This is a genomic window from Streptomyces hilarionis (assembly GCF_024539675.1).
GTDB lineage: Bacteria > Actinomycetota > Actinomycetes > Streptomycetales > Streptomycetaceae > Streptomyces > Streptomyces hilarionis.
The window spans coordinates 22,293-33,660 of sequence record NZ_JAHHIT010000103.1 but is presented as its reverse complement, the minus strand read 5'-3'; the positions used below and the strand labels follow the sequence as shown (position 1 = coordinate 33,660).

The 11,368-nt window shown below is 71.7% G+C and carries 11 protein-coding genes; 2 read left to right on the top strand and 9 right to left on the bottom strand.

The annotated features are described in order from the left end of the window. Positions 1-16: 16 nt before the first annotated feature. Complete coding sequence (locus KMS84_RS24575; RefSeq protein ID WP_256918611.1) at positions 17-919, bottom strand: MarR family transcriptional regulator; 903 nt, start codon at positions 917-919, stop codon at positions 17-19. A 187-nt stretch (positions 920-1,106) separates the two neighbouring features. After that, a complete protein-coding gene (locus KMS84_RS24570; protein ID WP_256918610.1) occupies positions 1,107-2,066 on the bottom strand; it encodes a LysR substrate-binding domain-containing protein in 960 nt (319 codons plus the stop codon). A gap of 133 nt (positions 2,067-2,199) precedes the next feature. On the opposite strand from KMS84_RS24570, the gene KMS84_RS24565 reads away from it, so the two are divergent. After that, a complete protein-coding gene (locus KMS84_RS24565; RefSeq protein WP_256918609.1) occupies positions 2,200-2,754 on the top strand; it encodes a peroxiredoxin in 555 nt (184 codons plus the stop codon). 6 nt (positions 2,755-2,760) lie between these two features. Then, positions 2,761-3,294, top strand: coding sequence for an alkyl hydroperoxide reductase (locus KMS84_RS24560; RefSeq protein WP_256918608.1), 534 nt, complete (start codon positions 2,761-2,763; stop codon positions 3,292-3,294). Positions 3,295-3,353: 59 nt separating this feature from the next. Here KMS84_RS24560 and KMS84_RS24555 read toward each other — a convergent pair whose 3' ends face one another. The 7 genes from KMS84_RS24555 to KMS84_RS24525 form a co-directional block, all read right to left on the bottom strand. Next, on the bottom strand, positions 3,354-4,718 hold the full coding sequence (locus tag KMS84_RS24555; RefSeq protein ID WP_256918607.1) for an AI-2E family transporter: 1,365 nt from the start codon (positions 4,716-4,718) through the stop codon (positions 3,354-3,356). 172 nt (positions 4,719-4,890) lie between these two features. Next, positions 4,891-5,613 carry an aggregation-promoting factor C-terminal-like domain-containing protein gene (locus tag KMS84_RS24550; protein WP_256918606.1) on the bottom strand — a complete coding sequence of 241 codons (723 nt, stop codon included), beginning with the start codon at positions 5,611-5,613 and terminating at the stop codon, positions 4,891-4,893. A gap of 69 nt (positions 5,614-5,682) precedes the next feature. Continuing rightward, entirely contained in the window at positions 5,683-6,357 is a 675-nt protein-coding gene (locus KMS84_RS24545) for an aggregation-promoting factor C-terminal-like domain-containing protein (protein ID WP_256918605.1), read from the bottom strand. A 421-nt stretch (positions 6,358-6,778) separates the two neighbouring features. After that, a complete protein-coding gene (gene phoH2 / locus KMS84_RS24540; RefSeq protein WP_256918604.1) occupies positions 6,779-8,104 on the bottom strand; it encodes an RNA 5'-3' helicase PhoH2 in 1,326 nt (441 codons plus the stop codon). A 337-nt stretch (positions 8,105-8,441) separates the two neighbouring features. Then, positions 8,442-9,215, bottom strand: a complete 774-nt coding sequence (locus KMS84_RS24535; RefSeq protein WP_190150902.1) for an isoprenyl transferase — start codon at positions 9,213-9,215, stop codon at positions 8,442-8,444. Between the two features lie 570 nt (positions 9,216-9,785). Further along, positions 9,786-10,652: a class I SAM-dependent methyltransferase gene (locus KMS84_RS24530; RefSeq protein WP_256918603.1), complete on the bottom strand. Its 867-nt coding sequence runs from the start codon at positions 10,650-10,652 to the stop codon at positions 9,786-9,788. A gap of 103 nt (positions 10,653-10,755) precedes the next feature. Beyond that, positions 10,756-11,331, bottom strand: a complete 576-nt coding sequence (locus KMS84_RS24525; RefSeq protein WP_256918602.1) for a dihydrofolate reductase family protein — start codon at positions 11,329-11,331, stop codon at positions 10,756-10,758. Positions 11,332-11,368 lie beyond the last annotated feature (37 nt).

Below are 11,368 nucleotides of genomic sequence, written 5' to 3'. Positions count from 1 at the left end.
GTGCGGGGGGGGCGGGTCATCTCGCCGTGGGGTTGCGCAGGCGGAAGAACTCCTTCCAGCCGACGCCGCCGCTCGGCTCCGGTGTGAGGGCCTCGTTGATGCCGCTGGCGCCGGGACGCCGCCGGGGCAGCGCCGTCGCGTCCGGGCCCGGCGGCCCGGCCCGCGGCGGCGCGGCGGGCGGCGCGGGCTCGCGGGGCCGCAGTCCGCCGCCGTCGGCGGGCAGCCGGACCGGGATCGGGTGGGGCGCGTCCACGCACTCCAGGAGCCCCTCGCCCAGCATCCGGGCCACCTCGACGGTGACGGTGTAGACCCCGCGACCGGTGCGGAAGGCCAGGTCGCGTGCGGTGCGCCGGCCGTCGGCGTGCGCGAGCAGCTCGCACCGCAGATCGCCGAGGCGGGTCGCCGCGCAGGAGACGGGGGCGGGCGTGGGCCGCTCCCGGTCCGGGCGGACGGGGTACGGCAGCGCCAGCAGCGCGCGCAGCTTGCGGGAGGCCTCCTGGAGCAGCCGGGTGGGCGGTTCGCCCACGGCGACCGCGGCGGGCGGGGGCCCGGCCCCGGGGCCGCGTTCGCAGCCGTCGACGCTGCCCGCGACGACGGCGAACGCGGCGTCCTGGAGGGACATCGCGCAGACCACCCGGAGCTGGGCGGCCCCCGCGTAGCCGTGGGCGATCAGCCCGGCGGCCGGCCAGCGCGCGCCGCCCGACTCGCGCACCAGGGCGGCCCACTCCTCGCCGCCGATCCGGCCGGAGCGCAGCAGCAGCGCCTCGGGGCCGGGCGCGCCCGGCGACTCGACGGCGACGACCAGCCCACCGCGCAGATGGAAGGCGCCGCCGGGCGAGCCGGACACGCGCACCTCCCCGGTGAAGCCGTCCCGGCCGCACGCGGCGAGGTCGCGTGCGAGCAGCTCGTAGCCCGACATCACTCCCCTTGGGCCTCTCGCACATACGCCTGACGCGTAGCACTGAGGAGGGAAGGTGTATCAGCCTGCGCCCGTGGTCCAGAGCGGGATTTCCGACCTGCCCCCAGCTGACGGAAGTTGCCCCGCCCGGCAGCCCAATTCGCTTGTCGGAGACGTTATTTGACCGAGTGGGACACCGGGCCGGACCTCATGCCTCGCCCTCGATCACCCGCACCGGAAGCGGCCGCAGGGCCTCGCGGAGGGCCTCCGCCAGCTCCCGGTACTCCTCGCCTCGCGCGGCCCCGGCACGCATGGCCAGGGCGACGCGGCGGGCGGGCGCGGGGTCGGCGAATGCGGCGGTGAGCAGGTGGGTGCTGCGGCTGGTCTCGACGGTGACGGCGGTGCGCGGCAGGAGCGTGCAGCCCAGGCCGCCGGCGACGAGCTGGACGAGGGTGGACAGCCCGGCGGCGGTGGTCGTCACCGGCGCGTCCCCGCGGCCGGCCTCGCGGCAGATGTCCAGCGCCTGGTCGCGCAGACAGTGCCCCTCGTCGAGAAGCAGCAGGTTCAGCTCCCGCAGCGCCTCGCGCGCGATGCCCTCCCGCCCGCCGAGCTCGTGGCCGAGGGGCGTGACCAGCACGAAGTCCTCGTCGAACAGCGGGAGTTCGACGACGCCCGGCGCGCCGAGGGGGACGGCGAGCAGCAGCAGGTCGAGCCGTCCCGTGTGCAGGCCGTCCACGAGGCCGGCGGTCTGCTCCTCGTGGACCTGGAGGTCGAGGTGCGGATAGCGCTCGTGGACCAGCCGCAGGACGGTCGGCAGGAGGTAGGGCGCGACGGTGGGGATGACGCCCAGGCGCAGCGCGCCGGTGAAGGGGGCCCGCAGCGCCCCGGCCTCCTCCATGAGCGCCTCCACCTCGCCGAGGACCGCCCTCGCCCGGACGACGAGCCGCTCGCCGGCCGGCGAGAGCAGCACCTTGCGGGTCGTACGCTCGAGGAGGGTGACCCCGAGGGCCTCCTCCAGGGCCGACACCGCGCCGGACAGGGCGGGCTGGCTCATGCCGATCGCGGCCGCGGCGTCCCGGAAGTGCAGATGCTCGGCGACGGCCGCGAAGGCCCGCAGCTGGGCCAGACTGGGCGGCCGCCTCAGGGCCCCGGAATTACGTGCAGTCACTGATAACCACCTTCGATCAACGCAATCGAGTGTAGTCATTTCCTGAATCAATGCACCCTGTGCCACGATCGAATCCGTCCAACCCAAGGGAGGCGTCCGCGATCCGGACGCTCCCTCGCTGCAAGGAGAGCGTGTGCTCACTGTCGGTGACAAGTTCCCCGAGTTCGAACTGACCGCCTGCGTCTCGCTGGAGAAGGGTGCGGAGTTCGAGCAGATCCACCACAAGTCCTACGAGGGCAAGTGGCTCGTGGTCTTCGCGTGGCCCAAGGACTTCACCTTCGTCTGCCCGACCGAGATCGCCGCCTTCGGCAAGCTGAACGAGGAGTTCGCCGACCGCGACGCCCAGATCCTCGGCTTCTCCGGCGACTCCGAGTTCGTCCACCACGCCTGGCGCAAGGACCACCCGGACCTGACCGACCTGCCGTTCCCGATGATGGCCGACTCCCGGCACGAGCTGATGCGCGACCTCGGCATCGAGGGCGAGGACGGCTTCGCCCAGCGCGCCGTGTTCATCGTGGACCCGAACCGCGAGATCCAGTTCACGATGGTCACCGCGGGCTCCGTCGGCCGCAACCCCAAGGAGGTCCTGCGGGTCCTGGACGCCCTGCAGACCGACGAGCTGTGCCCCTGCAACTGGACCAAGGGCGAGAACACCCTCGACCCGGTCAAGCTGCTGGCCGGGGAGTGAGCTGAGATGTCCCTCGACTCCCTGAAGTCCTCGATACCGGACTACGCCAAGGACCTGCGCCTCAACCTCGGCTCGGTCATCGGCAACTCCGAGCTGCCCGCGCAGCAGCTGTGGGGCACGGTGCTGGCGACCGCGATCGCCTCGCGTTCCCCGATCGTGCTGCGCGAGCTCGCGCCGGAGGCGAAGGCCAACCTCTCGCCGGAGGCCTACACCGCGGCCCGGTCGGCGGCCGCCGTGATGGCGATGAACAACGTCTTCTACCGCACCCGCCACCTGCTGTCGGACCACGAGTACGGCACCCTGCGGGCCGGCCTGCGGATGAACGTCATCGGCAACCCCGGCGTCGACAAGGTCGACTTCGAGCTGTGGTCGTTCGCCGTCTCCGCGATCAACGGCTGCGGGCTGTGCCTCGACTCCCACGAGCAGGTGCTGCGCAAGGCGGGCGTCTCCCGCGAGACCGTCCAGGAGGCCTTCAAGATCGCTTCGGTGATCCAGGCCGTCGGCGTGACCCTGGACGCGGAAGCGATCCTCGGCGACTGACGTACGCGGCCGCGCGAAGGCCCCGCACACCTCACGGGTGTGCGGGGCCTTCGTCGTCGTCAGGCGTCCGGGGCCGGGGGTTCCGCGGCCGGGCCGGGCGGGGGCTCGGCGCCTCCCGCCGGGGCCGCCGTCACCGGGGCCACGTTCGACGCCGTGGCCCCTCGCGGGCGGGGTGCGTGCCGCAGGGCCTGCTCGCGCGAGTACGTGTGCAGGTAGCCCACCACCGTGTTGGTCACGGCCACCAGGGGCACCGCCACGATCGCGCCGCCGATGCCCGCCACCATGCCGCCCGCCGCGACCGACAGGACCACGGCGAGGGGGTGCACCCGCACCGCGCGCCCGAGGATGAACGGCTGGAGGATGTGGCCCTCGATCTGCTGCACCGCGAGCACGACCACCAGCGTCATCACCGCGGCGAAGACGCCCTGGGTGACCAGCGCGACCACGACCGCCAGCGCGCCGGAGGCCACCGCGCCGACGAGCGGGATGAAGGAGAACAGGAAGATGAAGACGGCGAGCGGGACGGCCATCGGCACGTTGAGGAAGTAGATGCCGAGACCGATGAAGATCGCGTCGATCAGCGCGACGATCACCGTGCCGCGCACGTACGCCGTCAGCGTCGCCCAGGCCCGCGGGCCGGCCCCCGCCACACCGGGCCGGGCCGCGGCCGGGACCAGCTTGAGCGTCCACTCCCAGATGCGCCGGCCGTCGTAGAGCAGGAACAGCGTCGAGAAGAAGGCCAGCAGGATGCCGGTCAGCGCCTCCACCACGACGGTGACGCCTTCCAGGCCCGCCGAGGTGATCGAGTCGGTGTTGTTCCCGATCGCGTCCCGCAGGTTCTTGGCGATGCCGTTGATCTGCTTGTCGGTGACGTGGAACGGGCTGTTCAGCAGCCAGCGGCGCAGGTCGTCGATGCCGTCCTGGACCTGGTCGGAGAGGTTGTCGATGTTCGCCATGACCTGCCAGGTCACGAACCAGCCCATCAGGCCGATGACGACGAACCCGAGGATCGCGGTGAGCGCGGTGGCGGCCCCGCCGGGCACGCCGGCCCGCTTCAGACGGGCCACCGTGGGCTGGAGGAGCGCAGTCAGGAGCAGGGCGACCACGAACGCCATGACGACCAGCTGGATCGCGCTGATGACTCTTATCAGCACCCACAGGGTCCCGGCGAGCACCAGCAGCCGCCAGCCCGCCTCGGCCGCGACCCGGACCCCCCAGGGCACCGCGTGCGCGGGATCGGGGCGTGGGACGGGGACCACGGCCTCCTGCGGGAACTCCTCGGCGGCGGGCGCGGACATCTCGGCGGGCGCCGGTTCCGCCTCGGCGCCCTCCCGCTCGACCTCGGCACGCCGCTCGTCGAGCCGCTCACTCATCTCGCTCAGACCGGCGCCGAGCCGGCCGAGCCACCCTGGCACTCGCGACATGATCCGTCCTCTTCCCCCGTCTCTCCCCACCACTCCCCCTGGAGTCGTCGGTCACGGCCGCTGTCGACCGTACAGGGCGAAAGCCCCTCCCCCTATGACGGGGAGGGGCTGCGCGGGACCGGCGGGGCCGTGAGGGCCCCGGGCGGCAAGGACGGGCGGAGGACCGGGCCCGTCAGTAGGAGCTGTTGGCCTGCCAGTAGTCCCAGGCGCCGCAGGGACTGCCGTAGCGCTCGTTCATGTAGTTCAGGCCCCACTTGATCTGGGTGGCCGGGTTGGTCCGCCAGTCCGCGCCCGCGGACGACATCTTCGACCCCGGGTAGGCCTGGACCAGGCCGTAGGCGCCGGAGGAGGGGTTGACGGCCTTGTAGTTCCAGCCGGACTCGTGCTCCACGATGTTGCTGAAGCACTGGAACTGCCCGCCCGGCACGATCTGCCGGGCGATGGCCTGGACCTCGGCGGTGGAGTACGACCCCTGCTGCACGAAGGTGCTGCCGCCCGAGGCGGACTGCGTGTGGGTCGCGGCCTTCGTCTCGGCGCGCTCCTTGGCCTCCTCGGCCTCTTTCTCGGCCTTCTCGGCCTTCGCCTTGTCCTCGGCGGCCTGCTGCTTGGCCACCGCGTCCTTGGCGGCCTGCTTGCGGGCCGTCTCCCACGCCGCCTTCTTGGCGGTGGCGTCGGCGGCGTTGGCCTGGACGTCGGCCTGCTGGGACAGGGAGGCGGTCTGCACCTCGACCTGCTCGCCTACGGGTAAGTCGGCGAGCAGCGTCGAGCCGCCCGTCGCCTGGGCGTCGTCGACGGGGTGCAGGGCGTTGCCCTGGGCGACTCCCACGACGGCGCCGACGGTGGTGACCGCGGTGGCCGAGGCCACGGCGAATCCCCTGGCGGATATCGGGCTCACTCGGATTCCTTCTGCTGGGTCATCAGATGCATCAGATGAAGGGGGACGACGGCCGGGAGCCGCCCGCGCTCAGTACCAGTGGTTGGCCTGCCAGAACGACCACGCCTCACACGGGCTGCCGTACCGGCTGTCCATGTAGTTCAGGCCCCACTTGATCTGGGTGGCCGGGTTGGTCTGCCAGTCGGCGCCGGCGGAGGCGTACTTGCCGGCCGGCAGCGCCTGGAAGAGACCGTAGGCCCCGGAGGAGGCGTTGACCGCGTGGTAGTTCCAGCTGGACTCGTGGTCCACGATGTTGCTGAAGCACTGGAACTGACCGCTCGGCACCATCTGCGCCGCCATCGCCTGGATCTGCGAGGTGGAGTAGGAGCTCAGGACCGGGAAGTCGCCGGCGCTGCGGCTGGCCTTGGTCTTGGCCTCGGCGCGCTCCTTGGCCGCCTTCTCGGCGGCCTCCTTCTTCGCGACCGCCGTCTCGGCCGCGGCCTTGCGGGCCGCCGCCTCGGCGTCCTTCTTCGCGCCCTCGTCCGCGGCGATGGCCTGGTAGCTGGCCTGCTGCGTGAGGGACGCCGTCTGCACCTGGGCCTGCTGGCCCACGGGCAGGTCGGCGAGGAGCGTCGCGTCGCTCGCCGTCGCCTCTGCGTCGTTGGGCTGCGCGACGCTGCCCGAGGCAACGCCGACGACGCTTCCGACAGCGGTGACCGCCGTGGCCGAGGCCACTGCGAATCCCCGGACCGAGATCCGGCTCACACGGTTTTCCTTCCAGCGTCGTCCGCCTCGTTGACCCTGGCGGACGCGATCGTGCCCTTGACGCTGGTCTCCGAACTGCGGGGTCACAGGAGACACGGGCCCGATGGGCAACTCCCGGAACGGGAGCGCCGCGTGGTGCTCGGGCGGCATACGACGGCGCTATGGAGTTGAACAGTGGTGCAACTGGGTTTCCGTACCCCTGGGGGTACAGGTGTGCCGTATGCGGGGCCTGACAGAACCGAGACTCTGCCGTAACCCGACACCGCAAGGCAATTCCGAGTTGCGTGTGAAAGCTCACACCTGTGGAGACCCCGGGGATTTCGCGAAACCCCCACACACGCCGGCGCCGCCCGGCTAGGCTCACAGCCTTTGCCGAGCGGCGCCAACCGCCTCCTGGCCCCGGTGTATCGGGGCGGGTGGATCAGATCTGTCCGTCCTCCAGCATTTCGGTCACAAGCGCCGCGATCTGGGACCTCTCGGACCGGTTGAGCGTGACGTGCGCGAAGAGCGGATGCCCTTTCAGTTTCTCGACGACGGCCACCACTCCGTCATAACGCCCCACCCGCAGGTTGTCCCGCTGCGCGACGTCGTGGGTCAGGACGACCCGGGAATTCGCGCCGATCCGGGACAGAACGGTGAGCAGCACGTTCCGTTCGAGGGACTGCGCCTCGTCGACGATCACGAAGGCGTCGTGGAGGGAGCGGCCGCGGATGTGGGTCAGCGGCAGGACCTCCAGCATCCCGCGCGCGGTGATCTCCTCGATGACCTCGCGGCTGGTGACCGCGGACAGCGTGTCGAACACCGCCTGGGCCCAGGGGCCCATCTTGTCGGCCTCGGAACCGGGCAGGTAGCCCAGCTCCTGCCCGCCCACCGCGTACAGCGGCCGGAAGACCATGACCTTCTGGTGCTGGCGGCGCTCCAGGACCGCCTCCAGGCCCGCGCACAGCGCGAGCGCCGACTTGCCGGTGCCGGCCCGGCCGCCCATGGACAGGATCCCGACGTCCGGGTCGAGCAGCAGGTCGAGCGCGATGCGCTGCTCGGCGCTGCGGCCCTTGATGCCGAAGGCCTCCCGGTCGCCGCGCACCAGGCGCACGCTGCCGTCGGCCGTGACCCGGCCCAGGGCCTTGCCCCGCTCCGACTGGATGGTCAGCCCGGTGTGCACGGGAAGGTCGGCGACCTCCGGCACGTGCAGGCGGCCCTCCTCGAAGAGGATGTCCACCTGTTCGCCCGCCAGCGTCAGTTCGGACATCCCGGTCCAGCCGGACGAACCGGTGATGGCGAGCTCGGCGCGGTACTCCTCGGCGAGGAGGCCGACCGAGGAGGCCTTGATCCGCAGCGGGAGGTCCTTCGACACGACCGTGACGTCGAATCCCTCGGCCTGAAGGTTGCGGGCCACCGCGAGGATGCGGGAGTCGTTGTCCCCCAGGCGGTAGCCGGTCGGCAGCACGCTGGGGTCCGAGTGATTGAGCTCGACACGGACGGTGCCGCCGAGTTCCCCGATCGGGATGGGGGCGTCGAGGCGACCGAACTTCACCCGGTAGTCGTCCAGCAGGCGCAGGGCCTGGCGGGCGAAGTAGCCGAGCTCCGGATGGTGCCGCTTGGCCTCCAGTTCCGTGACCACGACGATGGGGAGCACGACCTCGTGCTCCTCGAAGCGGGTCATGGCGTTCGGGTCGGCCAGCAGGACGCTGGTGTCGAGAACATAGGTGCGCCGGTCTGGCATACGGCGCTTTGTGCTGGTCACCACGGAAGGACGTACCCCCTCGGATGAGGTCGGGGAGCGACGGAGTGGAGCTGGGCCGGTACTCGGCCGCCCTGCACGGGCCGAGAACCGGCCCCCCGCTGCTTGTTCCGTGCCGTGACCGCACGGTCGGGCTGGTGCAAAGGGCCTCCCGGGCGGACGGCCCCGTGCCGTCCGCTGAGATCCGACACCCGTGGTTCGGGCGTCGACCTGCTTGGCTTATGCCCTCGAACACGCGCCGCCATGCCAGGGCACGGGACGGCGCGCCGGTGAACTCCACGTTACTTCCGCCCCGTGGGGGGTATGCGGAACGCCCTCGCGGGGCCCGTGGACGGGGTGTGCCTCAGCCGCCGTAACGCCGGTGGCGGGCCGCGTAGTCGCGCAGCGCCCGCAGGAAGTCGACCTTGCGGAAGGCCGGCCAGAAGACCTCACAGAAGTAGTACTCCGCGTGCGCCGTCTGCCACAGCATGAATCCGGACAGCCGCTGTTCGCCGCTGGTGCGGATCACCAGGTCGGGGTCGGGCTGGGCGCCGGTGTAGAGGTGGCGGCCGATGAGGTCGACGCTGACGGAGTCGGCGAGGTCCTCCATCGAGGTCCCCTTCTCCGCTGCGTCCACGATCATCGAGCGCACGGCGTCGGCGATCTCCTGGCGACCGCCGTACCCGATGGCGACGTTGACCAGTATTCCGTCGACGTGGGCGGTGGAATCCTCGGCCTCCTTCAGCGCGGTCTGCACGTGGGAGGGGAGGATGTCGGGAGTGCCGACGTGGTGGACGCGCCAGCGGCCGTCGGCGGCGAGGGTGCGCACGACGTCCTCGATGATGCCGAGGAGGGGGACGAGCTCTTCCTGGGGGCGGTCGAGGTTGTCCGTCGACAGCAGCCAGAGGGTGACCACTTCGACGTCCGTCTCGGTGCACCAGCCGAGGAACTCCTCGATCTTGTCGGCGCCGGCCCGGTGACCGTGTTCGGTGGTGGAACCCGCGGCCTTCGCCCAGCGACGGTTGCCGTCCATGATGACGCCGATGTGCTTGGGCACCTGAGCGTGGTCCAGGTGGCCTTCCACCCGGCGTGCGTACAGCCTGACCAGAAGGCCGCGCAGCTTGTCGCGCAGGTTCACGTGATTGTCAGCCCCTCCGTACGGTGCGGTCCCCGCGGGGCGCAGCCTACCCCTGTGCGCACTTGGGCAGAAAAACGGGCCGGTCCGTGGGGGGGAGACGGACCGGCCCGAGGGGGGGTTTCCACCATAACCCTTCGTAAGTGATGCTGCGCGCATCGGCGCGCCACAACTACTCTCCGCAGTCGCGCGGCGACGCGCGGGTGACCGCTTCAGGCATGGTTCCTGGGTGGCTCATGGCCGGAAAATAGCTGATTCACAGGGAATCGACCCCTGATGCCGAAGAAAGTTCAGGTTCGGCGGCGACTCGGGCCTCACCGGCCACTCGCCCGCCCGTCCCCCTGACGGGCTAACCCGGCCGCGAACGCCCGCTTGACGCGAGCGTCACCGCGCAGCCCCCTCCACTGCGCGGTGACGTCCACGCAGCTTTGCTCACGCGAATTGCCTGCGCTTGAACTTACGTGAGGCGGGACGCGGATGCGAACCAGATGCGATAACGATGTGGAAACTCCGTGGAGACGCGTGTCGGTCCGGCCCGGCCGGGGGCGGCCCGACGGGCGCTTCCCGGCCAGGTCACCTGCGGCGGGCCTCGACGAGATGGCGGGCGCTGTGGGCCACGAACGGGCCGTCCGCCTCGATCCGCTCGTGCAGGGCGAGCAGCCGGGGCCGGTGGGCCTCGACCGTGAAGCCGGGGACCATCCACACCACCTTGCGCAGGAAGTGGACGACGGCGGCGATGTCGTGGAACTCGACGCGCAGCCGCTCCGCCCGCAGCTCGACGACCTCCAGACCCGCCGCCTCCGCCTCGGCACGCTCGCGGTCCGGGTGACGGCTGGAGCTCACCTCCTGCGGCTGCGGCCCCAGGAAGTACTCGACGAGCTCGAACACGCTGCGCGGGCCGACGTGTTGGGCGAAATAGGTCCCGCCGGGCCGCAGGACGCGGGCGATCTCGTGCCACAGGGGCCGTACCGGGTGCCTGCTGCTCACCAGGTCGAAGGCGCCGTCCGCGAAGGGCAGCGGGGCGTCCTGAGCGGTCGCGACGACCGCGATGCCGCGCGGCCGCAGCAGCGCGGTGGCCCTGGCGACGTTCGCCGGCCAGCCCTCGGTCGCGACGGTGAGGACGGGGGCCTTGGGGGCGGCGCGGCCGAGGGCGAAGTCGAGGACCTCGCCTCCCCCGGTCTGCACGTCGAGCGCGGCGCTCGCGCCCGCCAGCCGGGCGGCCAGCGACATCGCGTACCCCCAGGAGGGCCGTGCCTCGGTGGCGCGCCCCTCGAACCAGGAGAAGTCCCACCCCTCGGTGGGGACGGCCGCCCCCTCGGCGAGCAGTTCCTCGAACGAGTTCCTGCCCCCGCCGCCCGCGCCGCCGACCTCGCCCGCCCGGCCGCCGTCGGCGTCGCCCGTCGTTCCGGTCCCGGTTCCGGCACCGCCTTTGTCGTCCATACGACGATCGTGGCAGAGCGGCCGCGAGGGCGCCGTCGAATATCCGGCGATCCGGCTGACGCCCCTCGACGGCCGCCCAGGCCCGCCCGCGGTCGTCGGGGCGTCAGCGGCGACGCTCGTACTCCAGCAGCACGACCCCGTTGCCGAAGGCGTGCGATCCGGTGAGCCGCAGCGCGGTCTCGGACGCGGCGCCCGCGAGACCCTGCGGAAACAGGGGCTTGCCCCCGCCGACGAGCACCGGGTGGACGTAGACGCGCAGTTCGTCGACGAGGTCGTGCCGGAGGAAGGCGGCGGCGAGGTCCGCTCCGCCGAGCCCCAGGTCCCCGCCCTCCTGCCGCTTGAGCGCGAGGACCTCCTCGGGGACCACCTCCCGGACGATCGTCGTGTTCCAGTCGGCGCGCTCCAGCGTCCGCGAGTAGACGGTCTTGGGCATCTCGCGCCAGATGCCGGCGAACTCCGCCTCGACGGGGGAGGCGTCGGGATCGGCGTCGGCGGTCGGCCAGTACCCGGCCATCAGCTCGTACGTCGTCCGGCCGCTGAGGAGCCCGCCCAGTCCCCGGATGTACGTGTTGAAGTGCCGGTGCAGTTCCTCGTCGACGCGATGCCAGGAGATGTCACGGCCCGGGCCCTCGATGTAGCCGTCCAGGGACGTCGACATCATCAGGACGATCTTCCGCATGAGAGGGCCCTTCCCGTGTCCCGGCTCGCTACCGTGC